The following is a 25,709-nucleotide window of genomic DNA, read 5'->3' as shown; positions in this document are numbered from 1 at the left end:
GCCCTACGCCGCAGTTCATATCGATCTGCGCCAGCGTTCGCCACGCCCTGAATCGAGTAGAGGTATCCCCATGGTGATCTGGTTATTGGTGGGTTTCGCAGCCGCGATTGCCCTGGCGTATCGACAAGCCGCCGCTGTCCACTGGCTGGGCGCTGGCCTGGCCTGGCTGGCGGCCGGCTACCTGTTCAACGTGGTCGCCGTTTTCGGCACCACCGTCGTGGCGCTGTTAGTGGTATTGCCCGCGTTGCTGATGACAATCAAACCGCTGCGTCGCCGCCTGTTGACCAGCAAGGCTCTGAGCCTATTTCGTACAGTGATGCCGGCAATGTCCGACACCGAGCGCGCGGCCATCGAGTCCGGCACCGTGTGGTGGGATGCCGAACTGTTCAGCGGCCGACCCGACTGGCAGCGCCTGCTGCAAGCCGCGCCGGCCAGCCTGAGTGCCGAGGAACAAGCCTTCCTCGACAACGAAGTCGAAACCCTGTGCGACATCGCCAACGACTGGGAAACCACCCAGGTCTGGCAAGACATGTCCCCCGAGGGCTGGCAGTACACCAAGGACGCCGGTTTCCTTGGCATGATCATTCCCAAGCAGTACGGCGGCAAAGGCTTTTCCCACTACGCGCATTCGCAAGTGGTGATGAAGCTGTCGACGCGCTGCTCGGCGGCGGCGATTTCGGTGATGGTGCCCAACTCCCTGGGCCCGGCGGAATTGCTGCTGCATTACGGCACCGATGCCCAGCGTAATTACTACCTGCCGCGCCTGGCGCGTGGCGAAGACATCCCGTGTTTCGCGCTGACCAGCCCGTATGCCGGTTCCGACGCCGGGGCGATTCCGGACCTGGGCATCGTCTGCAAAGGCCTGCACGAAGGCGAGGAAGTACTGGGTTTCAACGTGACCTGGGACAAGCGCTACATCACCCTTGGCCCGATTGCCACGGTGCTTGGCCTGGCGTTTCGTGCGCAAGACCCGGACGGTCTACTCGGCCAGCCGGGTTCGCTGGGCATCACTTGCGCGTTGATCCCAACCTCCCATCCGGGCGTGAACAGCGGTCGTCGGCACTGGCCGCTCAACGCGGTATTTCAGAACGGTCCTACCACCGGCAAGGATGTGTTCATTCCCCTGGAGTGGGTCATCGGCGGCCGCGAACAGGTCGGCAACGGCTGGCGCATGCTGATGGAATGCCTGGCGGCCGGTCGGGCGATTTCCTTGCCGTCGGCCAACGTCGGCCTGGGCAAGGTCGCAGTACGCGGCACCAGCGCGTATGCGGCGATGCGCAAACAGTTCGGCCTGCCCATCGGCAAGTTCGAAGGCGTGCAAGCCCCGTTGGCGCGCATGGCCGGGCATTTGTATGCCTGCGACGCGGTGCGCAAGGTGTCGGTGGCATCGCTGGATGCCGGCGAGAAACCTTCGGTGATCTCCGCCATCGCCAAATACCACGTCACCGAGCGCGCGCGGGTGATCGTCAACGACGGCATGGACATCGTCGCCGGCAAGGGCATCTGCATGGGCCCCAACAACTTCCTGGCCCGCGCTTATCAACAAAGCCCGATTGCGATCACGGTAGAAGGCGCGAACATCATGACCCGCTGCCTGATCATCTTTGGCCAGGGCCTGATCCGTTGCCATCCCTATGTGTTGCGCGAGATGGAAGCGGCGCGCAACCCCGATCGGCGCAAGGCGCTTGAAGCGTTTGACAGCGCAATGTTCGGCCATATGAGCTTTGTGCTGGCCAATACGGTGCGCGCCGCAGTGCATTCGCTCACTGGCGGGCGCCTGATTTCCGCACCCGCCAAGACCGAGCCGGCGTTGGCGTCCTACTACCGTCAGGCCAATCGGCTGTCGGTGGTGTTGGCTTTGATCTCGGACGTTTCCATGGGCGTGCTCGGCGGTGCGCTCAAGCGCAAGGAAAGTATCACCGGGCGCCTGGGCGATATTCTTTCGCAGTTGTACATCTTGTCTTGCGTGCTCAAGCGCTTTGAAGATGACGGCCGGCCCCAGGCGGATTTGCCGCTGGTGCATTGGTCGGCCCAGGATGCGTTGCTGCGCGCCCATGAAGCCTTCGCCGAAACACTCGATAACTATCCGTCGAAAGCTGCTGCGGCGGTGGTGCGCGGCTTGAGTTTTCCGTTCGGTATTCCCCTGCGTAAACCCTCGGACCGGCTGTTGGCCCAGGTGGCGGATGTGGTGCAGACCCCCGGCGAAACCCGTGAGCGCTTGCTGGCCAATTCCTATATCCCACGTCCGGAAATCGACAAGCTGACCTACGGCGAATTGGCTTTCCGCCTGTTGCCGCAGGTGGAGCTGATCGAAGCACGGCTCAAGCCTGCGATCAAACAGGGCTTGCTCGAACCGATGCCGATCGCCGCCACGGCCTTTGCCGCCTGGCGCGTCAAGGCGCGGGCGCTGGACTTGATCAGCAGCGATGAAGACGCCTTGCTCGCGCGCTATGTGGAATATGCCGACCACGGCATCCAGGTCGACGACTTCCCGCAGGACTTCGGTTTGCTCGAGGCGTTGCAGCAGCGTAAGCACGTGTTGCAACCATCTACCCAGCGTCGTACCAGCCAGGGCGAGAATGCTTCGGTCAATTGAGTGGCACTGAATGAACGCGCCTACATGGCTCGGGCGTTCATACCGATACCGTATCGTGAGTGGATGTTTATATGAGTGACAGCTACCTATCGTTCGTCAATTCCCCCTGGGGCCGACGCCTGGCCCAGGCCATCGGCCTGCCGCAACCGTTGCCGCTGCAGCGTCATCGCCGTGGCCAGCAAGGCCTGGCCAACCCGGTGATCGTCGCCGGGGCAGGGCGCCTGGCTGCGCAAGTGCAACAGATTTTCAGCGCCACCGACACGGTCGCCGCCACTGCAGCGACCCTCAAGGCGCCGTCTACGGTCACGGTGCAGGGCGCGGTGTTCGATGCCACTGGCGTCGTCGACCTGCAGCAGCTCGATGAGCTCTACGTATTTTTCCACGCCAACGCCAAGCGCCTCGCCCAGCATGGCCGCGTGGTGGTGCTCGGCACTGCTCCCGAAGACTGTCGGGATTTGCCCCAGGCCATCGCCCAGCGCGCCCTCGAAGGGTTGGTGCGTTCGCTGGCCAAGGAACTGCGCCGGGCGATCACCGTGCAGTTGATCTACGTCGCGCCGGGGGCCGAACACGCCCTGGACAGCAGCCTGCGCTTCTTTCTGTCGCGTCGTTCGGCCTATGTGTCGGGGCAAGTGGTGCGCCTGGAAAAACCGCTGGACGGCCCTGTCACGGTCAACTGGGACACCCCCTTCGCCGGCCGCCGCGCACTGGTCACCGGTGCCTCCCGCGGCATCGGCTTGGCGATTGCCCAGGTATTGGCCCGCGACGGCGCCCATGTGGTGTGCGTGGATGTGCCCCAAGCCGAGGACGCGCTGCAACACGCCGCCGCCAGCGTCGGTGGCTCGGCGTTGCCACTGGACATTACCGCAGCAGATGCGGCCTCACTGTTGCAGGCCCATGTCAGCCAATCCGGCGCCTTCGACGTGGTGGTGCATAACGCCGGGATCACCCGCGACAAGACCATCACCAAGATGACCGAAGCGGCGTGGCGCAGTGTGCTGGCGGTCAACCTGCAAGCGCCGCTGCAACTGAGCCACGCGCTGCTGGAATGCCAGGGCCTGAACCCGGGCGGGCGTATCGTCTGTGTGTCGTCGATTTCCGGCATCGCCGGCAACCTCGGGCAAAGCAACTACGCCACCTCCAAAGCCGGCGTGATCGGCCTGGTCCACGGCCTGGCGCCGTTGGCGGCGGCGCAGCAGGTCACGGTGAACGCGGTGGCGCCGGGGTTCATCGAAACCCAGATGACCGCGAAGATCCCGCTGCTGATCCGCGAAGCCGGGCGGCGCATGAATTCGCTGTCCCAGGGCGGCCAGCCGATCGACGTGGCCGAGACCATCGCCTGGCTGGCCCACCCGGCGTCCGGCGGCGTCAACGGCCAAGTCGTGCGCGTGTGCGGCCAAAGCCTGCTGGGAGCTTGAGCCATGGACTACGTGACGCAGATCATCGACCCGCCGCCGTCGCTGCCCCAGTTGTTGCTGGACGGCCTGCGCGCCTTGCGCAAACCCAAGCTCGACGGCGCGCCTGAGTTGCCCAAGGCGCGTCTGGTGCGTTCGGCGGTGGAATTGTCGGCCACCGGCATCGCCGCGTATGGCCGCGCCTGTGGTTTCCGGCATGAGCAGGGCGTGCCGCTGGCCTACCCGCAGGTGCTGGCGTTCCCGTTGCACCTGATGCTGCTGACCCGGCCGAGTTTCCCGTACCCGGCCAGCGGCATGGTCCACCTGGCCAATCGCATTCGTCAGCACCAGCGCTTGCACGCGGGCCAGGCCCTGCGCCTGGAGGTGTACTGCGAGCGTTGGGTGGCGCACCCCAAGGGCCAGGCGCTGAGCATCGCCACCCGGGCCTACGGTGCGGACACGCTGCTGTGGGAAAGCGACAGCCTGTACCTGCGGCGCGACGTGAAAAACCCGGTGGGTGAGCCATGGGCGGACGTGCTGCCCTTGCAGGAAGAAGGCCTGTTGCGCACCCAGCGCTGGGTCCTGCCCGCCGACCTGGGCCGGCGGTTTGCCAAGGTCTCGGGGGATTTCAACCCGATTCATACCTCGCTGATCGGCGCAAAACTCTTTGGCTTTCGCCGCGCCATCGCCCACGGCATGTGGACATTGGGCCGCGCATTGGCCGCCGAGCAACCGCCGGGTGGCCTGGATCAGGCGCAAGCGCATTGCGACTTCAAGCTGCCGATCTTCCTGCCCGGCCAGGTCGCGCTGTGGCGCCGCCCCGTGAGCGGCCCACGGCGTGAGTTCGAAGTGCGCAACTTCGCCGGTGACAAACCGCACATGCGCGGGCTTTTTATCTGGAACGAGCGTCTTAAATGAATGACTACAGCTTCAACCCGGCCCCGGCCCGCCGCGTGGCGATCATCGGCGGCAACCGCATTCCGTTTGCCCGCTCCAACACGGTGTATGCCCACGACAGTAACCAGGATTTGCTGGTGGCCGCGCTGCAAGGCCTAGTCGACCGCTACAACCTGCACGGCCAGCGCCTGGGCGAGTTCGCCGCGGGCGCGGTGATCAAGCACTCGCGGGATTTCAACCTGGCGCGCGAGTCGCTGTTATCGACCACGCTGTCTGCGCAAACCCCGGCCTACGACCTGCAACAAGCCTGCGGCACGGGCCTGGAAGCGGCCTTGCTGGTGGCGAACAAGATCGCCCTCGGCCAGATCGACGTGGGCATCGCCGGTGGCGCCGACACCACGTCCGACGCGCCCATCGGCCTCAATGAAGCGCTGCGCCACACCTTGCTTGCGGCCAATCGCGCCAAGGCCATGGGCGACAAGGTGAAGGCGCTGCTGAAGGTGCGTCCGTCGATGTTCTTCAAGCCGCTGCTGCCGCGCAATGGCGAACCGCGCACCGGTCTGTCGATGGGCGAGCACTGCGAAGAAATGGCCAAGCGCTGGCAGATCAAGCGCCTGGCCCAGGATGAATTGACCCTCAGCAGCCACCAGCGCCTGGATGCCGCCTATCAACGCGGTTTCTTCGACGACCTGATCAGCCCCTATCGCGGCCTGGCGCGGGACAACAACCTGCGCGCCGACACCAGCCTGGAGAAGCTCGCCAGCCTGTCCCCGGCCTACGACCGCCAGAACGGCACGCTCACGGCGGGCAACTCCACACCGCTGACCGACGGCGCCTCGGTGGTGCTGTTGGCCAGTGAAGCGTGGGCCGCCGAACACGGCTGGCCGGTGTTGGCTTACCTGCGCACCGGCGAGACCGCGGCGGTGAATTTTGTCGACGGCAGCGAAGGCCTGCTGATGGCGCCGGCCTATGCCGTGCCGCGCATGCTCAAGCGTGAGGGCCTGGGCTTTGCCGACTTCGATTTCTTCGAGATCCACGAAGCGTTCGCCGCCCAGGTGCTCTGTACGCTCAAGGCCTGGGAAGACGCCGACTACTGTCGCGAACGGCTGGGGCTGGACGCACCGCTGGGCACCATCGACCGCGCCAAGATGAACGTCAACGGCGGCTCCCTGGGCTGCGGGCATCCCTTCGCCGCCACCGGGGGCCGGCAATTGGCGGCGTTGGCCAAGGCGATCCACGAGCGTGGCGGCGGGCGCGGCCTGATTTCGATCTGCGCGGCGGGCGGGCTGGGCATTACCGCCATCGTCGAAAAGTAGCGCTATCCAAAACAACAACAAGGAAACTGCCATGAACGCTATCAGCCTGGAACACACCGAACGCATCTGGTTGAACGCCTACCTGCCTGGCGTCCCGGCGGACATCGATGCCGGTATCGAGGACTACCCGTCGCTGCGCGAGGTGTTCTTGGAGCACCTGGAAAAATTCCGCGAACGGGTGGCCTACGTCAGCATCGGCACCGAAATGACCTATGCCGACTGGCACATGCAGGGCATTGCGTTTGCCGCCTGGTTGCAAGGCCAGGGTGTGAAGACCGGCGACCGCGTGGCGCTGATGATGCCCAACTGCTTGCAGTACCCGATCTGCCTGCTGGGGACGATCCTGGCCGGTGCGGTGGTGGTCAACGTCAACCCGCTGTACACCGCCCATGAACTCAAGCATTTGCTCAAGGACAGCGGCGCCGAGACGGTGGTGATCTTCGAGAACTTCGCCCACACCCTGGAAAAAGCCATGCCCGGCAGCAGCGTCAAGCGCGTGGTGGTGGCGGCCATTGGCGACTTGCTCGGCACCTTCAAGGGCGCGGCGATGAACTTCATCCTGCGCCGCGTGCAGAAACAGGTGCCGAGGTTCAACCTGCGCGGTTCGGTACGCTTCAATCAGGCGCTCAAGCAAGGACGGGCGCTGACCCATTTCCCGGTGGACATGCACCTCGACGACCTGGCCTTCCTGCAATACACCGGCGGCACCACGGGTGACGCCAAGGGTGTGATGCTCAGCCACCGCAACATCATCGCCAACCTGCTGCAAGCCAAGGCCTGGGTCGGCAACCAATTGGACCAGGACAAGCAGGAAACCAACGTCACCTTGTTGCCGCTGTATCACATCTTTTCGCTGACGGTGAACTGCCTGATGTTCATGTGCCTGGGCGGGCGCAACATCCTGATCGCCAACCCACGGGACGTGAAGCGCGTGCAGATGATCCTGCGCAAGGAGCGCTTCAACGGGATTGCCGGGGTCAACACGTTGTTTAACGGCTTGCTGGAGAACCAGGAGTTCTGTGCGCGGGACTTTTCCGACCTGCGCATGGTGATCGCCGGTGGCATGGCCACGCACACGGCGGTGGCCAAGCGCTGGAAGGACGTCACCGGGCTGCCGATCATCGAAGGCTACGGGCTGACCGAATGCTCGCCGGTGGTGAGCATCAGCCCGATCGACATTTCCCGCATGCGCGAGATGGAGTTCACCGGCAGCATCGGCGTGCCCTTGCCGTCGACCTGGGTGCGTTTCATGCGCGAAGACGGCGAATTGACTGACCTCGGTGAGCAGGGCGAATTGCAAGTGCGCGGCCCGCAGGTGATGCAGGGCTACTGGAAGCGGCCCAAGGAAACCGCCGAGGTGCTGGATGCCGAGGGCTGGCTGTCGACCGGCGATATCGGGGTGATGGATACGCGCGGTTATATCCGCCTGGTCGACCGCAAGAAGGACCTGATCCTGGTCTCGGGCTTCAACGTGTACCCCAATGAAATCGAAGACGTGGTGGCGCTGCACCCCGGCGTTGCTGAAGTGGCGGCAATCGGTGTGGAAGATGGCGTGACCGGCGAGAGGGTGAAGATCATCGTGGTGCGCAAAGACCCGAACCTGACCCAGGCACAGATCCTGGCCCATTGCCGGGAATACCTGACGGGGTACAAAGTGCCCAGGTACGTGGAGTTTCGCAGCACCGAGCTGCCCAAGACCACGGTGGGCAAGGTACTGCGCCGCGCGCTACGCTAACTTGAATCTCTAGGTGATCTAAATGTGGGAGGGGGCTTGCCCCCGATAGCGGAGTTGAAGTCACCGAGCCTATCGACTGATCCACCGCCATCGGGGGCAAGCCCCCTCCCACATTTCAGAGCGAGTTCACATTGACCCAGCGCTGTTCTCGAGCCGCCACGCGAATCGCCGTCGCCAGCCGCTCGACCGCCCACGCGGCCCAAGGAAACCGCCGAGCTGCCCAAGACCACGGTGGGCAAGGTGCTGCGCCGCGCGCTGCGCTAACTTGAATCTCTAGGTGATCTAAATGTGGGAGGGGGGCTTGCCCCCGATAGCGGAGTTGAAGTCACCGAGCCTATCGACTGATCCACCGTCATCGGGGGCAAGCCCCCTCCCACATTTCAGACCGAGTTCACATTGACCCAGCGCTGTTCTCGAGCCGCCACGCGAATCGCCGTCGCCAGCCGCTCGACCGCCCACGCTGCCTCGAAGTCGCTGCCGTCCGCGCCCTGGCCGGCCACTGCCAGAATCAACTCGCGCACTTCCAGCGTCTTCAATTCGTTGTAGCCCAACTGATGGCCGGCGGCCGGGCTGAACGCCGCGTAGCCGGGCAGGGCGGGGCCGGCCAGCAGGCGTTGGAAGCCGTCCTGGCCCTTGCGACACAGGCGCAGTTCGTTCAAGCGCTCCTGATCGAAGGCCAACGTGCCTTGCGTCCCGCTGATCTCAAACGCCAGGTGGTTCTTGTAACCGTGCTTGAGCCAACTGCTGCTCACCGTGCCGCGCGCGCCGTTGGCGAAACGCAGCAGGGCATGTACCTGGTCGTCCACGGCAATCGACTTGAGTGTGTCGCCGCCTTTGACGGCGGGGCGCTGTGCATGCACGGTCTGCGTATCGGCGCACACGCTGACCACATCGCCCACCAGATAGCGTGCCATCGACAGCAAGTGGCTGCCCAGGTCTGCCAGGGCGCCACCGGCATGTTCCACCTCACAGCGCCATGACCAGGGTGAAGCCGGGTCGGCCATGAAGTCTTCGCTGAACTCACCCTGGAAACTGATGATTTCGCCCAATTCGCCGTTGGCGATGATCTGCTTTGCCCACCCGATCATCGGGTTGTGCTGGTAGTTGTAGCCGACCCGCGTCACCACGCCCGCCGCACTCGCGGCGTGGCGCATGGCGTCGGCCTGCGCCAGGCTGACCGCCAGCGGTTTTTCGCAGTACACCGCCTTGCCCGCCGCGAGCGCGGCCATGGCCATGGGGTAGTGCAAATGGTTCGGTGTGGTGATCGCCACCACATCGACCGTGGGGTCGTTGACCAGCGCTTGCCAGTCACCATGGGCCTGGGCAAATCCCCAGGCATCGGCGCAGCGCTGGGCGCGTTCGGTGTCGGCATCGGCCAGGGCGGCCAGCTTGAGGCTGACCGGCAGCTCGAATACCGTGCGGGCGTTATTGAACGCCAGGGCATGGGCGCGGCCCATGAAGCCTGTGCCGATCAGGCCGATTCCGAGTTTGCGCATAGCCGTGGTCCTTTGGATTATTGTTTTCAGGGAGGCTATTAATGGAATATAAATTCTCATAATTCAATATGTGGAAAAAATAATTCATTTCTGAAGCTATATCATTGCAGTTGATGTGGTTATATTCAGCGCAGGGTTAAAAGCCGCCAGTTAACAAAAGATAACGTAGCGCCGATTGTCAGACGATTCGAAAGCCCGATAGGATGGCCCCTACTTCCTCCAGGCGCTCTAGATTGCAGGTTTCAGAGCCCGGGAAGGTAAGACGACCTAACAATAATAAATGGGAGAAAGGTCTATGAGTGAGCCTGTCATGGGTTGGGTTGTTTGCCGCCCACGCGCCGCACGCAGGGTTGCGTTGTTGGCCACAGCGCTCTCGTTGCTGGCCGGTGCCGCGTTGTCGCCACCGCTGTTGGCAGCCAGCGATACCGCCGCACAGCCGGTGTTTGCAATTGAATCCCCCAAGGCCGCCAAGGGCCTGATGATCGACGTGGTCCACGCGGGCTCGCGCCTGGTGGCGGTCGGTGATCGCGGGCACATCCTCTATTCCGATGACCAGGGCAGCACCTGGACCCAAGCCAAAGTCCCCACCCGCCAACTGCTCACGGCGGTGTTTTTTGTCGATGACAAACACGGCTGGGCCGTCGGCCACGATGCGCAGATCCTCGCCAGCGTCGACGGCGGCGCCACCTGGGTCCAGCAATACCAGGACCTCAAGCGCGAAGCGCCGTTGCTCGACGTCTGGTTCAACGACGCCAACCACGGCCTGGCCGTCGGCGCCTACGGGGCGCTGATCGAAACCACCGACGGTGGCAAAACCTGGGAAGACGTCAGCGAGCGCCTCGACAACGAAGACCAGTTCCACCTCAACGCCATCGCCCAGATCAAGGACGCCGGCCTGTTTATCGTCGGTGAGCAGGGCAGCATGTTCCGCTCCAGCGACGACGGCCAGACCTGGGAAAAACTCGAAGGCCCCTACGAGGGTTCACTGTTCGGCGTGATCGGCACCGCCCAGCCGCACACCCTGTTGGCCTACGGCTTGCGTGGCAACCTGTACCGCTCCACGGATTTCGGCAGCACCTGGGAGCAGGTCGAACTGAATGCGGCGCGCGGCGCCCTGGAGTTCGGCTTGTCCGGGGCGACCTTGCTCGATGACGGCGCGCTGGTGGTGGTCGGTAACGGCGGCAGCGTGGTGGTCAGCCATGACGACGGCCAGACCTTCAGCGTATTCAATCGCCCGGACCGTATTTCACTCTCGGCAGTGACGGCGGCGGGCAATGGCAACTTGATTCTGGTCGGGCAGGGGGGTGTTCGTGTTGCTACGCCAACCGGCGCCGAACCCACAAAACAATAAGAAGGCGGGGAAAGAATGAGCAGTCATCACAACGATAAAGCGACCTTTCTTGAGCGCCTGATCTTCAACAACCGCCCGGCAGTGATCGTCATCTGCCTGCTGGTGAGTATTTTCCTGTTCTGGCAGGCGACGTTGATTCGCCCCTCCACCAGCTTCGAAAAGATGATCCCGCTCAAGCACCCCTTCATCGAAAAGATGATGGAACACCGCAACGACCTGGCCAACCTGGGCAACACGGTGCGTATCTCGGTAGAGGCCAAGGACGGTGACATCTTCACCAAGGACTACATGGAGACCCTGCGGCAGATCAACGACGAGGTGTTCTACATCTCTGGCGTCGACCGCTCGGGCCTCAAGTCGCTGTGGAGCCCCAGCGTGCGCTGGACCGAAGTCACCGAGGAAGGCTTTGCCGGCGGGGAAGTGATCCCGCAGAGCTACAACGGCTCGCCGCCGAGCCTCGATCAACTGCGCAACAACGTGCTCAAGTCCGGCCAGGTCGGGCGCCTGGTGTCCAACGACTTCAAGTCGAGCATTGTCGACATCCCGCTGCTGGAGTCCTACCCGGACCCGCAGGACCAGGGCAAGTTGCTGGCCCTGGACTATCGGCAGTTCTCCCATGAACTGGAAGACAAGATCCGCACCAAGTTCGAAGCGCAGAACCCCAACGTCAAGATCCACATCGTCGGTTTCGCCAAGAAGGTCGGCGATCTGATCGACGGGCTGGTGATGGTCGTGCTGTTCTTCGGCGTTGCCTTCGTCATCACGCTGGTGCTGTTGCTGTGGTTCACCAACTGCCTGCGCAGCACCGTCGCGGTGTTGAGCACGACGCTGGTGGCGGTGGTCTGGCAACTCGGCTTGATGCACTTCTTCGGCTTCGGGCTCGATCCGTATTCGATGCTGGTGCCGTTCCTGATCTTCGCCATCGGTATTTCCCACGGCGTGCAGAAGATCAACGGTATCGCCCTGCAATCGAGCGACGCGGACAATGCGCTGACTGCCGCACGGCGGACCTTCCGGCAACTGTTCCTGCCGGGGATGATCGCGATTCTGGCGGATGCGGTGGGTTTCATTACCCTGCTGATCATCGACATCGGGGTGATCCGGGAACTGGCCATCGGCGCGTCCATCGGCGTGGCGGTGATCGTGTTTACCAACCTGATCCTGCTGCCGGTGGCGATTTCCTACGCGGGCATCAGCAAGCGCGCCGTGGCCAGGAGCAAGAAAGACGCGAATCGCGAACACCCGTTCTGGCGCCTGCTGTCGAATTTCGCCAACCCGAAGGTCGCGCCGATTTCCGTCGCCCTGGCGCTGGTCGCGTTCAGCGGCGGCCTCTGGTACAGCCAGCACCTCAAGATCGGCGACTTGGACCAGGGCGCGCCGGAGCTACGCCCGGACTCGCGCTACAACAAGGACAACAACTTCATCATCAGCAACTACTCCACCAGTTCCGACGTGCTGGTGGTGATGGTCAAGACCAAGGCCGAAGGCTGCTCGCGCTATGAAGCCATGGCGCCCATCGACCAGTTGATGTGGAAGATGCAGAACACCGAGGGCGTGCAGTCGGCGATCTCGCTGGTGACCGTGTCCAAGCAGATGATCAAGGGCATGAACGAGGGCAACCTGAAATGGGAAACCCTGTCGCGCAACCCGGATGTGCTGAACAACTCCATCGCCCGCGCCGATGGCCTGTACAACAACAACTGCTCCCTGGCGCCGGTGTTGGTGTTCCTCAACGACCACAAGGCCGAAACCCTCGACCGCGCCGTGCATGCGGTGCAGGACTTCGCCAAGGAAAACAACAAGGACGGCCTGGAGTTCATCCTCGCCGCCGGTAACGCCGGGATCGAGGCCGCTACCAACGAGGTGATCAAGGAGTCGGAGCTGACCATCCTGATCCTGGTGTACCTGTGCGTGGCGACCATGTGCATGATCACCTTCCGCTCCTGGGCGGCGACCCTGTGCATCGTGCTGCCGCTGGTGCTGACCTCGGTGCTGGGCAACGCGTTGATGGCGTTCATGGGCATCGGCGTCAAGGTCGCGACCTTGCCGGTGGTGGCCCTTGGCGTGGGCATCGGCGTGGACTACGGCATTTACATCTACAGCCGTCTGGAAAGTTTCCTGCGCGCTGGCCTGCCGTTGCAAGAGGCGTACTACCAGACGCTCAAGTCCACAGGCAAGGCGGTGCTGTTCACCGGGTTGTGCCTGGCGATCGGCGTGTGTACCTGGATCTTCTCGGCGATCAAATTCCAGGCCGACATGGGCCTGATGCTGACCTTCATGCTGCTGTGGAACATGTTCGGCGCGCTGTGGCTGCTGCCGGCGCTGGCGCGGTTCCTGATCAAACCGGAGAAGTTGGCCGGGCAGAAAGGCAACTCGCTGTTCGCCCACTGAGTGCGGCGGTGGGGGCGGTTGCGCCCCCACCGGCAACGTCACGCTGCGCTCACCGGCTTGCGCGCGGTGTGGGCGCGATCGCCAGGAACAACTGATCCACCGGCGGCGTGATCAATACGTAGACAATCCGCCTGATCGGCTCGGCGCCCGGCTCCTGGGGGTTGCGCAAGCTGCTCTGGACGTGTTGCTTGAGCAAATCCTTCTGCGTGTATTTGCGCTGCTCCGCCAGTTTCAGATGGGCGCGGGTATAGCGCGCGGGCGGGGCGTCGGCGCTGGCGTAATGGAAGTGGGCATACCACAGCACCGTCGGCGGTTTTTTCGCTTTGTCATACACCGCGTATTCGGTGAAGAAATCGCCACTGAGGGTCGGCCGTTGCGGGTCGGCCAGGCTGGTCAGGTTGATATCGATCTGCTGGTGTTGCCACAGGTAATCGAGGCTCTCCTGGGTCGGCCATTGACGCTTGTAGCCCTCGCTGCACACCCGTTCCGCCAGCCGCAGCATATCGCGGGCCTGGGCCTGGTACTCATCGATCAGGTCCTGGGCCGAGGGTTTGTCGAGGTGGTCGCGCTGGATTTCCTCGGCCAGCGCGGTGAGCTTGTCCGCGTGCCCGCTGAGCAGCTCATCCCAGTCGCCCGGGTTGACCTGTTGGCGTGTGCGCGGCGAGTCGAGTTTTTGCCGGTCGGCGGTAATGACGCGTTCAATGTCGCGGCGCTGTTCGATCAGCGTCTGGGCCAAACCTTTGAGGGTCGCCAGCGTGCGGCCTCGCGGGGGCTGCGTGGGGGCTTGGGAAGGCGGTTCGGCGGTGGTCGCCCAGCCGTCCGCGTGCTTGTTGAAAGAGGCAACGGCTTCACCGGTCAGCGTATCGGTGAGGGTGAAGTGCTCCTCGGCGTTCTGCGCATCGGCCGGCTTGAGTTCGCCGATCAAATACTCTTTTTTGCGGGTCTTGAACACGCGCTTTGTCGGCGCCTTGGCGCGCAGGGTTTTCGACAGCGGCAGCACCACCTCCAACGCTTCCTGCTTGCGCACCACCGATTCCAGCTCGCTGTTCGCCAGCGCCTGGGCGTATTCGAGGCCCGCCAGCAGACGTTCGGCCTGCGGGCGCAGGCGGCTCGGGTGGAGCGCCTTGAGTACGCGGATCGCCTCTTCATAACGGCGGTACTTTTTCAGCACGCTCTCGTACACATGCCGTTGTTCGACCAGGGTGTATTCGGTGCTGCTGCGCACTTCGACGTGAGACAGCAGCGCCGCGCTCAGGTCGGTTTGCTCCAGGCGTTTGACGTACAGCTCTTCCTGCGGCGGCAGGCGTACATCGGTCATCTCCACGCTGCTGACGGCCAGGTAGTCGAGGGCGTTGAGCCGCAGGTTGTCGGGGAAAAAATTCTGCGGGTATTCGATCTGGGCCAGCAATTCCTGGCGTATCGTGCGTCCCGCCAGCGAATCGTTTTCCAGCTGTTCCAGGGTGGTTTCCATGGCAACGGAAACCTCGGCCATGTGCTGGCGGATGTTTGCTGACTCGGTGGCGTTGCGCACGTATTCGTCGTAGACCGTCGAGTCGCCGAGCAAGTTATTCACGAACATGCGGCGCGCCATTCGTGCCATGGGTTCGCCCGCGCCGGAAAAACGCATGGCATTCAACCGGCCCAGGAGCATCTCGTGGATAAACAGTTGTTGGTCCCAGACCGTCTTGAGGATTTTTGCGCGGTCATGCACATGCACGCCAGCGCCGCCGACTTTTTCCAGTTCTACGCCGAGCTTGACCATCTCCAGGCGCGGGGCGAGTGATTGGGCAAACAGCAATTCCAGGTTCTCCAGCAGAATCTGGAATTCGGTGCGCAATTGCTGATGCTTGAGGGTTTCGCGCTGATGCCGTGTTTCCAGGGCGGGCCTTTGCTGGTCGCTGGCTTTTTGCAGCAGGTTCCACACCAGCTGCGCGGTTTTGCGTTGTTTGACCAAGGCGTCCAGGGCGGGTGATATCTGTGTGCTCGCTGCCTGGAATGGCGCCATCAGGTGCTGCATGTCTTCACTGAGCACTTGCACCCGGGCGAGCACTTCGTGTTTCTTGCGCAGGTTTTCTTCGCGCAAGGCGGCCAGGCGCTTGGGCCCGCCACCCAGCAGTTTGAGCCCGCGGTCCAGCGACCAATGGCCGTTGCCGTCGGTGCTCAGCAAAATCCCGGGATGTTCGGGTTTTTGCGGATGAACGATGAACACGTCAGCAAAACCCGGGACGATGCTCACCCTGAATAACAGCCCGGCCACCGAGGCATGCCACAGGCCGTTGATGCGGTACAAGCCTTGGTGAGGCCCGGTGTCGAGTGGCGCGGGAGCGGGCACGGGCCACGGCACGTTGACGGCGCGCAGTTTCTCCAGCAGCGCGGCCGCGGCGGTGTCGCCGGCCAGCGAATGGTCGAAGTCCAACGGCGTGCGGCCACCGCCGGGTGGTTCGCTGGGCAGGCCGATGACGCCGCGTTCGACCGCCGCGGCATGGCGGGTTGCCAGGCCGGGCGGGCGTCGGAAGGGCGTGCGCGTGACGGGCTGTTCGTCGAGCGGCGGGCTGGCGCTGTGCGCGCTGAGGGGGCCTTGATGCACCAGCAGCATGCCGATGTTGAGCAGCAGGTCGACCCACGCCAGCTCTTTCGCCGTAGGGTCAGGGCTCTCCAGCGCCGGCAGGTCCTGGGTCAGGCTTTGCGTCGCCTGGATCAGCCAGCCGATCGTCGCCAGGGGGCCGCGCACGGCCATCAACAAGGTGTTGAAGCCCAATTGCATGCCTTCGAGGATCAACGCCCAGCGGCTTTGCGCATTCGAGGTCGATTCGCGCTCGGCCTGGTCCAGCAACTGGCGGGTTTCGCAGCCGAACAGATAGTCCATCAGGCTGCCGTGGTTGAGCGCTTGGAGGATTTCGTCGCCGCTCGCATCGCCGGCCGGCGCCAATTCGGCGGGTTTGGGCACCTCGGGCAGCCGGTCGAACTCCGAACCGATGCCGATGCGCAGGATGTGCGGCTGGCTGAACCCGCCGTTGCTGTAGATCGCCCTGGCCGGGTCGGGCAGCCAGGTCAGCACGCTGTCCTGTAGCGCACCGGGTTGCACAATGGCCGCCAGCAGGTGTTCGCGGCTGCTGAACTCGAGCAGCGCGTCGCGATAGGCCGGACGGTATAGCAGGTGCGGCCCCAGCCGGGTGTCGAGCGGTTCGATGATGAACATGTTCTGCGCCACGTCCGCCGTGGCCGACGGCGTGCGCAGAAAGGCCAGGGGGCGGATGACCATTTCGTCGCCATCGACCCGGCGTGCCAGCGGGTTGGTTGCGAGCAGTGCCCGCACACAGCGCGCGCCGCGCGCGGTCAGGCCGGCTTCGCCGCGGAGCGCGTGCTCCAGCGCCTGGGTTTTCAGGTGCAGGGGCCGCTGTTGGTTGAACAGCCGCTGGCGTTTGCGCGCGGCGGCGGTGTCGCCCATCAGTTCCCGGCGCAGGTAGGCGGGATAGTTGTTGCCGATGTCGACACGCTGGACCAGTTGCAGCACGTAGGCGGGCGTCAACCACGCTTCGAGCGCCCGGCCGCTGCGATGGCTGAGCGTCATGCGGCCTCTGGGGCTTCCCGACAGGTTCTTCAGCGCCAGGTCCACCAGGCTCATGGACACCGGCGCGAGGTAACCGCCTGCAAGGCTGCCCACCGCGACATGAAAGGTCAGGGTCAACTCGTCGGCCCGGTAGCCGGCAGCGCGTGCCGCGTCGTTGCAGGTACGCTGGCCGCCCAGGGCGACAGCGCGATCCAGGCACAGTTGATGGTTCAAGTGCTCGGCGGCATAGCTATGCAGGGTTTCCAGGCCATCGAAGTCGGAATCGCCGAGGGTCTGGCGCTTGATCCCGGCCTGTTCAAGCAGGCATTCGCGGTAAGCCAGGCGGTCGGCGGCGCTGGCGCGTTGCAGCCAGTCGGGCAGGGCGGCCTGGAGAGACGCCAGCGTGGCCAGCGCCGTGCCGCGGGCGCGGGCGAAAAACCGCGCCGGTTGGGTGATGTCGGCAAACTGTTGTTCCAAGGCCTGCACCGTGCTGTTGGCCGGGAGTTGCAGGGCGGCCAGGTCCTCCAATTGCTGGTTGAGGATCAGCGCGGCCTGGACCTCGAAAATATTGCCGTCGGGTTCGTACTGCTGCCAGGTGATGCTGTCGACGCTGAAGCGCTGTTGCAGGTGGTCGGCCCAGGCCTGGCCGAAGGCGTCCAGGTCAGGGTAGGTCTCGATTGCGCCGGATAGACGGCACAGCAACACCTGCTCGCGGCACACCACCAGCAGGTCGCTCGCTTGCAGCGTGAGCAGGCTGCCTGCGCGCGTCAGGTGCGCCTCTAGCGTATAGGCATGAATCGCGTTGTCGGGGGCCGGGCGGCGTGCGCGGGTGGCGCGGTCTGGGTAGCGCGCCAGCGTATTGAGGACGTCCAGCGGTTGGGCGTGGCGTGCGGCGGCGTCGAGCAGCGTGCCTTGCAGCACGTCGGCCAGCCATTTCCAGCGGCTGCCGCCGGCGTCGCTGTCTTCGCCCCAATAGGTGGCCATGGCGTCTTGGAAGCCGATAAACAGCAGTGACGGCAGTTCGCGAATGACGGCTTCGATGACGTCAAGATCATAGGCGTGGGCGCCATTGGCCGGATAACCGAGCCGCGTGCCGCTGGCATCGCTCAAGTAGCTATCCAGGCCGTGGCGCGTCGACACATCGGGAAAGCTGCCGTCGGCGAGATGGTTCAGCGCGACCTCCAGCAACGGCAGCAACGCCCGCCCGCCACCGTCACGGGGTACGGCCAGTCGCAGGTCGGCGAGGGGGTGTGTCAACGGCGGATATTTCTCCGCCAGGTTGCGCGCCAGCATCTGCGCGGTGACTGAGCGCAGTGTCGGACGCTTGAGAAACTGGGCTTCAAGCGCTTCCCGCAGCGGGTCGGCGGCGAGGGGGGGATTGCGGTCTGGCATGGGTATTCCTTTACGTTGAATAAAGACGTGCCCGTGCACGGTAATCCGCGGTGTGGCGCCGATGCGGTAGCCGGTTATGGTTTTAGGTCCTGGCGGCAAAGTGGCCTATCATTAGCCCTTTGAACCTGATGAAAGACTGTGATGACTACTACTTTGACGGCCGTCCTTGCCACCAGCGACATGCTTGAAATCGACGGGCTGCATGCCTTCGAGTTCGCACTGGATGAAGAAAAGCTGCTGATCATCGCCATGGATGGCCGTGCGCAAAAACGCTGGCGTTTCAGCCAGGAACAGCTGCAGGCCGCAGTCTTCGATGAGACTCTGCAAAGCTGGACGCTGACCGGTGATGTGGGCGAGCACCGCCTGGTCTGCGTGAATGCCTTCACCGGCAACAACAATGACGAGGATGAAGCGGATGCTGATGCGTAAATTCTGGCCCTTGTTGATCGCGGGCAGCGTCGGGGCGATGTCGGTACAGGCTGCACCGGCCGACACCCATGAACTGCTGGTCGGCAGCTACACCGCCGGCAGCAGCGAAGGGATCTATCGCCTGCAATTCGACAGCCGCACCGGGCGGTTCCAGGGCAAGCCGGTATTGGCGGCGAAAACGGCCAACCCGTCCTGGCTGACCGTCTCCAAGGACCAGCAGCATCTGTTTGTCGTCAATGAAAACGGCCCCGGCCAACAGGACGCGGTCGGTCGCGTCAGCAGCTACCGCATCGACCCGCAGAACCATCAGCTCACGCTGATCAACCAGGTACAAAGCCTGGGCAGCGAGCCGACGCATTCCAGCGTAGCCGCCGATGGCCGCTACCTGTTCGTCGCCAACTATTCGGTGCTTGAAGACCCGGGCGGCAGCCTGGCGATTCTGCCGCTGGACGCCCAAGGCAAACTGGCGGCGCCCGTGCAGTTGAGCGGGCACCCGGCGAGCCGGGTCAACCCGCAACGCCAGGCGTCCAACCATGTGCATTCGGTGGTGCCGTCGCCGGATGGCAAGTATGTGTTTGTGCAGGATCTCGGCGCGGACAAGGTGTTTGCCTACCGCTACGATCCCAAGGCCAACCCTGAGCAGCCCCTGACCCCGGCCAACCCGGCATCGGTGCCCTTGCCGCCGGGCAGCGGCCCGCGGCATTTGCTGTTCAGCGCGGACGGCAAGCATGCCTGGCTGACCACCGAGATGAGCGCTCAGGTCGCGGTGTTCGATTACCACGATGGCACGCTCAGCCAAACCCAACTGGTGGACTTCGCCGCCGGGCAACCGGTGTCCGACAAGGCCGGCGCGGCGCTGCATGCTTCCAGCGATGGCAAGTTCCTGTACGTGAGCAATCGCGGCACGGCCAATCAGTTGCTGGTGTTCAGCATCGATCCGGCGACCGCGCATCTCAAGGAACTGCAGCGCCGTTCCGTGGACGGCGACCACCCGCGCGAGTTCAGCCTGGACCCGAGCGGCAAGTTCCTGCTGATCGCCAACCAGAAAAGCAATGAAATCGTGGTGGTCGAACGCGACCCGCACACCGGCCTGCTTGGCAAAACCGTGCAAAAACTACCGATCGATGCGCCCAGCGACCTCAAGTTCCTGGTGCGTCAATAAGCCACAGGCCCCGCACGTCGGGGCCTGATCCTCTTTATTAATTCGATTAATAACAGCTACTGTTTCAAAGCATTTCTAAGGCCCAACCCTCGGGCGTAAGTTGAGTTCCAAGGCCTCCCCGGCCACTCAACCAAACGAACACAAGGGTTACCGACATGAACTTCAATCTCTTCTCGATCATCGCCGCCTCCGCTGTTTCCGCCACTGTTGTACTGCCAGCTGCGGCCAGCGTGAACATCAACGGCAAACAATCCAGCACCAGCGCCTACACCCAGAAATACCTGCAACAGAGTGCCAACTTCTACGCCGCACTGGATCACAAAACCCAGTATTGAGCGACCTGTGGGAGCCGGCGCACCCGCTCCCACATCGATTCAGACAGATTCAGGCTTGGCCATCACCGCGATAAACAGCGGCGAGTCCAGAAACCACTGCAACCACGCCTGCACCCGTCGATATGAGGTGCGCGCAAACCACTCCCGATCGACATGGGCAAACTGCCGCACAAACGGCGCCACAGCCATATCCGCGAGGCTTGGATGCTCGGCGAGCAAATACGCACGGTCAGCCAGCAACGCCTCCAGCTTCTGCAAAAACACCTCACCGTCGGCCCGATACGCTTCCATCGGCCGCTCCGGGTAGCGCTCGGCATACTTGTAGCGATTCAAGTGATGTTTGAAGCCCAGGTCATTCTCGGCAATCAGCGCCAGCACCGCGGGATCACCCTGTAGCAACCAGTCTTGCGGATCGTTTTGCGCGAGGGCCCAGCGCATGATGTCCAGGCTTTCGTCGATCACCCGACCGTCGACGCTCAACACCGGCACCGTGCCTTTGGGCGACAGCGCGAGCATCTCGGCCGGCTTGGCCTTGAGGCTGACTTCGACAATCCGCAGCGGCACGCCGCAATAGCGCAGGGCCAGGCGGGCGCGCATCGCGTAGGGGCAACGGCGAAACGAGTACAGCAGCGCCTCGCTCACTTCACCTCCACGGTGCTCAAACCATTGCCCTGACGCTTGACCTGGATCTGCACCGGGATGCGCTCGTGCATTTCCTGTACGTGGGAAATCACCGCCACCTTGCGGCCCTGGGCTTGCAGGCCGTCCAGCGCGTCCATGGCCAATTGCAGGGATTCCGGGTCGAGGCTGCCGAAACCTTCGTCGATAAACAGCGACTCGATCTTCAAGGTGCTCGAGGCCATCGACGCCAGGCCCAGCGCCAGCGCCAGGGAGACGAGGAACGTCTCGCCGCCGGACAACGAATGCACCGAGCGCAGTTCGTCGCCCATTTCCGTGTCCATCACCAGCAGGCCGAGCATGCTGCCGCCGCGTTTGAGGCGGTAGCGGCGCACCAGTTGGCGCAGTTGCACGTTGGCGTGGTGTACCAGCAAATCGAGGTTGTAGGCCTGGGCGATCTTGCGGAAGGTGTCGCCGGTGGCCGAGCCGATCAGCGCGTTGAGGCGCGCCCAGCGTTGCCATTCTTCATAAGCCTTGGTGATCTGTTCGGCCAGGGCGTGGTTGGCATCCTGGCGGCGCTGGTCTTCGGATTGCCGCGCGCGCAGTTCGGCGCAGTGTTTTTCGCCCTCGGCCAGTTGCTGGTTGAGCGTGGCCAGTTGGGCGTCCAGTTGTTCGGCGTCGAGGTTGCCGTTGTGCAGCGCCTGGTGCTCGGCCAGGCGTTGTTCGCGCTCCTGCAGCAGAACCCGGGCTTGCTCGACGGCTTTTTCGCTGTTGTGCAGTTGCTGGCGCAGTGCGCTGGCATGGGCCTCGTCCAAGGCCAGCAGGCGCTTGAGCCCGGCGTCGTCCAGGTCGGGGTGCAGAGCGCGCCACTCGGCCAAGCGTGTCGCGAGCGCGTGTTGTTCGGCGTGCAGCGTGTGCTGGCGGTCTTGCTGGGCCTTGAGGTCGGCGGCCAGTTGGATCAAGGCGTTGCGGATGTCCTGCAGCTGTTGATTGGCGTCGGCTTCGCTTTGGCGAGACTGCTCCACGGCCTGTTCGAGTTGCTGTTGCCAGTCTTCGGCGCGTGGGTGTTCACCGAGCAGGCGGGTGAGTTTTTCCTGGGCCGCGTGTTGCTGGGCGGCCAGTTCGCTGACCTGCTGGCGCAATGCGTCGAGTTGCTGCTGGCGATGTTGCTGATGGGTGTGTTCTTTCTCGATCGCCTGCTGACGCGTTTGTTGCTCGGCCAGTTCATCGCGCTGATGGGCCAACTGTTCGAGGCGCTGACCGACCTGTTGGTCCAACTGCATGAAGGTCGCCGCCGGTTCGCTGCGCAGGCCCTCGAGTGTCTCGGTCGGCAACAGGCTGGCGAACGCCTGGAGTTCTTCGTCGAGGCGTTCGCGGTCGTTGGCCAGTTCGCGTTGCTGGTCGATCAGCAACTGGCGGGCCTGCTGGCTGGCGTCCTGGGCGGCTTGCAGCTGTTGCTGCAGGCGCGCGGCGTTTTGTTGCAGGTTGAGCAGGGCGCCTTGGCGTTGCTCGTCCTGGGTGATGTTTTGCGTCAGTTGACTGAGCTGCTGGGCCAGCCAGGTGCTGCGCCGGGCCGCCTCCTGATTGAACAGCGCGGCCGCCAGCGGGTGCGCGTCCAGGCTCGGCGCCAGGGCTTGCTGTTGGATTGCCAGTTGCTCCTGTTGCTGCAGGAATTCCTTTTGCTGGGCGATCAAACCGCCGACTTCACCGCGCAGCTCGGTGAGTTTTTCCTTGAGGCTGTCGACGGCTTTCTGCGCCATCGCCTCTTCGTTTTCGTCGTGGCGACCGAGGCTGTGCAGCAACGCTTCGGGTTGGTGATACGGATGCGCTTGGCTGCCGCACACCGGGCAGGGCTGGTCATCCTGCAATTGCCCGCGCAACTCCTCGACACTGGCACTGCGGGCCAGGCGCTGGCGCTCCAGCAGTTGCTTGGTCACCGTCAGGGTCTGTTCGGCGCGCGTGAGTTCGGCTTTGGTGTGCAGGCCGGTCTGGTTCAACTGATCGCGTTGTTGTTGCGCGTCCGCGAGTTTCTGCGTCAACACGCTGGCTTGCTGGTCCAGCTGTTGCTGGTTGTCCCACAGCCGGGTGAGGTCTTCGAAGGCGCGTTGCTGCTTGCGATTGTCTTGCAGCAGGCTGGCGAGTAACTGGATCTGCTCGGCGACGGCGTGAGGTTCGGCGCCAGCCTCCTGGTACAGCAGGTCGAGGGCATCGCGTTGTTGGGCGAACTTCTCGGCGGCGGCGGTGGCGCGCTGTTCAAGCTGCGGCAGTTCGGCCTGACCTTTGTTCAGGCGATTGCCGATCAGCATCAGTTGTTGCAGGCGGTCGCGGTAGGCGTTCCAGGCCTCGCTCAACGGCGCGAGGGCGGCGCTGCGTTCCAGGCCGGCGGCCAGGCGTTGCAGGCGCTCGGCGACGAGGGTGTGCTTTTCCTGCAAGCCCTTGAGCAAGGCCTGACCTTCGGCGCAGGCCGTTTCGTGCTGTTGCTGGTCCTCGTTGCGCTTGGCCAGTTCCTTGTTCAGGTGGGCGAGGGTGTTCTGTTCCTCGAAGGCCTGGCGCAGCAAAGGCCCGGCGTCGGCCTGAGCTTGCAGGGCCGCGGCCAGCGCTGTTTGGGCCGATGCCTGCTGTTGTAGGGCTTGCTCCTGGCGGCCATGCAGATCGGTTTGCTGCTCGATCTGCGCTTGAATGTGCGCGGCCAGCGGCGTGAGCAAGGTGTCGAGCTCAGCCTGGCGCGCGAAGTGATGGCGCTGCGGCGCCAACTGTTCCAGGCGGCTCAAGTCCTCGCGCTGCGGGCCTTGGCTGTCCCAGTGTTGCTGGGCTTGCTGCAACTGTTCGACGGCACTGAGCTTGCGCTCCTGCCATTCGCGCAGTTCCTTGAGCCAGGTGTGCTGCAGCTCCAACTGCTTGAGCTGGGCTTGCTCGGTTTTGAACTGTTGCTGCGCATGGGCCAATTGTTGGTCCAGCTCGGCGCGGGCTTGCTCGGCCAGGGGTTCCACGCCGGTGGCCTGGTCCTGCAGTTGTTTGTGGGCGTCCTTGGCGTCCTTGGCCTTGTCGAAGGCACGACGGCCGAGTTGGGTGTAGAGCGCGGTGTCGGTGAGCTTTTCCAGCAGTTCGCTGCGCTCGTTGTCGTTGGCCTTGAGGAAGGCGCTGAACTCGCTCTGCGCCAGCAGCACCGCGCGGGTGAACTGTTCGAAGTTCAGGCCCAGGGCCAACTCCAGCTGGGTCTTGTATTCGGTTTTCTGGCTCGCCAGCAACTGGTCGCTGTCCAGGTCGATCAGGCTTTGCCGGCTGTTCTGCAACTTGCCGCTGGCTTTGTCGCGGGCGCGGTTGGCTTCCCAGCGCGCACGGTAACGGCGGCCGTTGACGCCGACAAAGTCGACCTCGGCATACCCGCCGCCGGTGCCGCGTCGCAGCAACGTGCGCGGGTCGCCGATGGAAATATCGCTGTCGGCGTCGGGCATCTTGGCCTGGCCGGTATCGCCCAGGCGCGGCACGGCACCGAACAGCGCCAGGCACAGCGCGTCGAGCAGGGTACTTTTGCCGGCGCCGGTCGGCCCGGTAATCGCGAACAACCCGGCGCTGGCCAGGGGCTCGGCGGTAAAGTCGATCTCAAACGGGCCCGCCAGGGAGGCGAGGTTTTTCAGGCGGATGGCGAGGATCTTCATGGCTGTTCGCCCTCCTGTTGCACTTCCTGGAGCAGCACCGCGAAGTCCTTCAAGGTCTGTTCATCCACTTCACTGCCGTAGTTGTCCTGCCAGGCGCGGCTGAACAGCTCCTGGGGGGTGAGCTGGTCGAGTTCGATCAAGCGCTCGTTGTCGGTGTCGTCGCTGCCGCGTTTGCCGGCGTACTCGGCAGCGATACGCACCAGGCGCACGGCCTTGCCTTGCAGGGCGGTTTCGATTTGCTGGCGCAGGTCGGGTTGCGGCTCGTCGAGGCGCACGCGCACCTCCAGCCACGGCTGGCGTTGGGTTTCGGCGAGCAGGTCGATGTCCGGCAAGTCGCCGAGCTGCTTGAGGATATCGGCCAGCGGCGCGGCTTCCAGGCGTTGCAGGTTGACCGCGCGCGGGATCAGGCGCGGTTCGACGCTGAGCAGGGTTGCGCCGTCGAACGTCACGTCGAGAATCTGGTGCTGGTAGCCGATTTCGGAAAACGACAACGGAATCGGCGAACCGCTGTAGCGAATGCGCTCCTCGCCGTTGACCCGCTGCGGCTTGTGCAGGTGGCCGAGGGCGACATAGCTGACGCTGGCATCGAACAGGCTGGCGGGCAGCGCTTCGGCGTTGCCGATGATCAGGCTGCGCTCGGAGTCTTCCGACACCGAACCGCCGGCCATATGTGCATGGCTGATGGCAACCAGTGCCTGGCCGGGCTCGCGTTTGGCGTTGGCTGCGGCAATCAGCCACTCATGCACCTGGCCGATACCGCGCAGGTAATCGTCGCCCAGTTGCGCCCCGGTGACTTCCGCCGGGCGCAGGAACGGCAGCGCCAGGCACCAGGCGGCGATCTTTCCGTCGGCGCCGGGCAGCGGGATCAGCAAGCGCTCGGTATCCAGTTGCCCGTCATCGAGCCACAACACCCGGCCCAGGGCATGGGTGCGCAAACGGCGCATCAACGGCGCGGGCAGTTCGATGCGCGAGCCGGAGTCGTGGTTGCCGGCGATCATCACAATCGTGAGGTTGGGGTTTTGTTCGTGGGCGCTGATGATGAAATCGTACAGCCGCTCCTGGGCCTTGAGCGGCGGGTTGACCGTGTCGAAGATATCGCCGGCGATCAACAGCACGTCCGGCGCGTGCGCGCCGAGCTGGCGCAGCAGCCACTCGAGGAAACAGGCGTGTTCGAAGTCGCGCTCCTGGCCATGCAGGTTTTGCCCAAGGTGCCAGTCGGAGGTGTGAAACAGACGCAAGGCGAGCTCCGTGGAGAAGATGAAAAGGAGGGGAGTTTACCTGTATTGCGCACACGCTGCTCCAGGCGACGCAGATCCAGTGTGGGAGGCGGCTTGCCTGCGATGGTGGTGGTCCGCTTGCTCAGTGTTGTCTGGCCCATCGCTATCGGGGGC

Annotated in this window: 15 protein-coding genes; 10 read left to right on the top strand and 5 right to left on the bottom strand. The window is 63.8% G+C overall.

Annotation, left to right across the window (positions count from 1 at the left end):
• Nucleotides 1-70 precede the first annotated feature (70 nt).
• The 5 genes from INT12_RS18125 (at nucleotide 71) to INT12_RS18105 (ending at nucleotide 7,935) form a co-directional block, all read left to right on the top strand.
• On the top strand, nucleotides 71-2,596 hold the full coding sequence (locus INT12_RS18125; protein ID WP_193040395.1) for an acyl-CoA dehydrogenase: 2,526 nt from the start codon (nucleotides 71-73) through the stop codon (nucleotides 2,594-2,596).
• 71 nt (nucleotides 2,597-2,667) lie between these two features.
• Nucleotides 2,668-4,011: a 3-oxoacyl-ACP reductase gene (locus INT12_RS18120; RefSeq protein WP_193040394.1), complete on the top strand. Its 1,344-nt coding sequence runs from the start codon at nucleotides 2,668-2,670 to the stop codon at nucleotides 4,009-4,011.
• A 3-nt stretch (nucleotides 4,012-4,014) separates the two neighbouring features.
• Nucleotides 4,015-4,905 carry a MaoC/PaaZ C-terminal domain-containing protein gene (locus INT12_RS18115; protein ID WP_193040393.1) on the top strand — a complete coding sequence of 297 codons (891 nt, stop codon included), beginning with the start codon at nucleotides 4,015-4,017 and terminating at the stop codon, nucleotides 4,903-4,905.
• On the top strand, nucleotides 4,902-6,200 hold the full coding sequence (locus INT12_RS18110) for an acetyl-CoA C-acetyltransferase (RefSeq protein WP_126585558.1): 1,299 nt from the start codon (nucleotides 4,902-4,904) through the stop codon (nucleotides 6,198-6,200). The genes INT12_RS18115 and INT12_RS18110 overlap by 4 nt, the downstream gene beginning before the upstream one ends.
• Nucleotides 6,201-6,231: 31 nt before the next feature.
• Nucleotides 6,232-7,935, top strand: a complete 1,704-nt coding sequence (locus INT12_RS18105) for an AMP-binding protein (protein WP_193040392.1) — start codon at nucleotides 6,232-6,234, stop codon at nucleotides 7,933-7,935.
• A 380-nt stretch (nucleotides 7,936-8,315) separates the two neighbouring features.
• On the opposite strand, the gene INT12_RS18100 is transcribed toward INT12_RS18105, so the two are convergent.
• Nucleotides 8,316-9,431: a Gfo/Idh/MocA family protein gene (locus INT12_RS18100; protein ID WP_193058962.1), complete on the bottom strand. Its 1,116-nt coding sequence runs from the start codon at nucleotides 9,429-9,431 to the stop codon at nucleotides 8,316-8,318.
• Between the two features lie 310 nt (nucleotides 9,432-9,741).
• Here INT12_RS18100 and INT12_RS18095 point away from each other — a divergent pair, with 310 nt between their 5' ends.
• Entirely contained in the window at nucleotides 9,742-10,782 is a 1,041-nt protein-coding gene (locus INT12_RS18095) for a WD40/YVTN/BNR-like repeat-containing protein (protein WP_169850576.1), read from the top strand.
• A gap of 15 nt (nucleotides 10,783-10,797) precedes the next feature.
• Entirely contained in the window at nucleotides 10,798-13,173 is a 2,376-nt protein-coding gene (locus tag INT12_RS18090) for an efflux RND transporter permease subunit (protein ID WP_193058961.1), read from the top strand.
• A 49-nt stretch (nucleotides 13,174-13,222) separates the two neighbouring features.
• Here INT12_RS18090 and INT12_RS18085 read toward each other — a convergent pair whose 3' ends face one another.
• Entirely contained in the window at nucleotides 13,223-18,115 is a 4,893-nt protein-coding gene (locus INT12_RS18085; protein ID WP_193040391.1) for a DUF6543 domain-containing protein, read from the bottom strand.
• A 141-nt stretch (nucleotides 18,116-18,256) separates the two neighbouring features.
• On the opposite strand from INT12_RS18085, the gene INT12_RS18080 reads away from it, so the two are divergent.
• The 3 genes from INT12_RS18080 to INT12_RS18070 all read left to right on the top strand — a co-directional run bounded on the left by INT12_RS18080 (nucleotide 18,257) and on the right by INT12_RS18070 (nucleotide 20,041).
• Nucleotides 18,257-18,544 (top strand): DUF5629 family protein, encoded by a 288-nt coding sequence (locus INT12_RS18080; protein WP_193040390.1) that lies wholly within the window; start codon nucleotides 18,257-18,259, stop codon nucleotides 18,542-18,544.
• The gene (locus INT12_RS18075; protein WP_193040389.1) at nucleotides 18,531-19,706 is read left to right on the top strand and encodes a lactonase family protein; all 1,176 of its coding nucleotides are present in this window, start codon (nucleotides 18,531-18,533) and stop codon (nucleotides 19,704-19,706) included. The genes INT12_RS18080 and INT12_RS18075 overlap by 14 nt, the downstream gene beginning before the upstream one ends.
• A 155-nt stretch (nucleotides 19,707-19,861) precedes the next feature.
• A complete protein-coding gene (locus INT12_RS18070; RefSeq protein WP_193040388.1) occupies nucleotides 19,862-20,041 on the top strand; it encodes a hypothetical protein in 180 nt (59 codons plus the stop codon).
• A gap of 39 nt (nucleotides 20,042-20,080) precedes the next feature.
• On the opposite strand, the gene INT12_RS18065 is transcribed toward INT12_RS18070, so the two are convergent.
• From INT12_RS18065 to INT12_RS18055, 3 genes are read right to left on the bottom strand one after another with little or no spacing between them, the layout of a single operon-like run.
• A complete protein-coding gene (locus tag INT12_RS18065; RefSeq protein ID WP_193040387.1) occupies nucleotides 20,081-20,683 on the bottom strand; it encodes a glutathione S-transferase in 603 nt (200 codons plus the stop codon).
• A complete protein-coding gene (locus INT12_RS18060; protein WP_193040386.1) occupies nucleotides 20,680-24,318 on the bottom strand; it encodes an AAA family ATPase in 3,639 nt (1,212 codons plus the stop codon). The genes INT12_RS18065 and INT12_RS18060 overlap by 4 nt, the downstream gene beginning before the upstream one ends.
• Entirely contained in the window at nucleotides 24,315-25,556 is a 1,242-nt protein-coding gene (locus INT12_RS18055; RefSeq protein ID WP_046490942.1) for an exonuclease SbcCD subunit D C-terminal domain-containing protein, read from the bottom strand. Before INT12_RS18055 ends, INT12_RS18060 begins: the two co-directional genes overlap by 4 nt.
• Between the last annotated feature and the right edge of the window lie 153 nt (nucleotides 25,557-25,709).

The sequence above is a fragment of the Pseudomonas sp. K8 genome (genome assembly GCF_014889455.1).
In the GTDB taxonomy this organism is placed as follows: domain Bacteria; phylum Pseudomonadota; class Gammaproteobacteria; order Pseudomonadales; family Pseudomonadaceae; genus Aquipseudomonas; species Aquipseudomonas veronii.
This window is presented reverse-complemented; position numbering and strand designations above follow the sequence as displayed.

Coding starts and splice junctions, on each gene's coding strand:
- INT12_RS18125 (WP_193040395.1), top strand. CDS start 71: ATGGTGATCTGGTTATTGGTGGGTTTCGCAGCCGCGATTGCCCTGGCG.
- INT12_RS18120 (WP_193040394.1), top strand. CDS start 2,668: ATGAGTGACAGCTACCTATCGTTCGTCAATTCCCCCTGGGGCCGACGC.
- INT12_RS18115 (WP_193040393.1), top strand. CDS start 4,015: ATGGACTACGTGACGCAGATCATCGACCCGCCGCCGTCGCTGCCCCAG.
- INT12_RS18110 (WP_126585558.1), top strand. CDS start 4,902: ATGAATGACTACAGCTTCAACCCGGCCCCGGCCCGCCGCGTGGCGATC.
- INT12_RS18105 (WP_193040392.1), top strand. CDS start 6,232: ATGAACGCTATCAGCCTGGAACACACCGAACGCATCTGGTTGAACGCC.
- INT12_RS18100 (WP_193058962.1), bottom strand. CDS start 9,431: ATGCGCAAACTCGGAATCGGCCTGATCGGCACAGGCTTCATGGGCCGC.
- INT12_RS18095 (WP_169850576.1), top strand. CDS start 9,742: ATGGGTTGGGTTGTTTGCCGCCCACGCGCCGCACGCAGGGTTGCGTTG.
- INT12_RS18090 (WP_193058961.1), top strand. CDS start 10,798: ATGAGCAGTCATCACAACGATAAAGCGACCTTTCTTGAGCGCCTGATC.
- INT12_RS18085 (WP_193040391.1), bottom strand. CDS start 18,115: ATGCCAGACCGCAATCCCCCCCTCGCCGCCGACCCGCTGCGGGAAGCG.
- INT12_RS18080 (WP_193040390.1), top strand. CDS start 18,257: ATGACTACTACTTTGACGGCCGTCCTTGCCACCAGCGACATGCTTGAA.
- INT12_RS18075 (WP_193040389.1), top strand. CDS start 18,531: ATGCTGATGCGTAAATTCTGGCCCTTGTTGATCGCGGGCAGCGTCGGG.
- INT12_RS18070 (WP_193040388.1), top strand. CDS start 19,862: ATGAACTTCAATCTCTTCTCGATCATCGCCGCCTCCGCTGTTTCCGCC.
- INT12_RS18060 (WP_193040386.1), bottom strand. CDS start 24,318: ATGAAGATCCTCGCCATCCGCCTGAAAAACCTCGCCTCCCTGGCGGGC.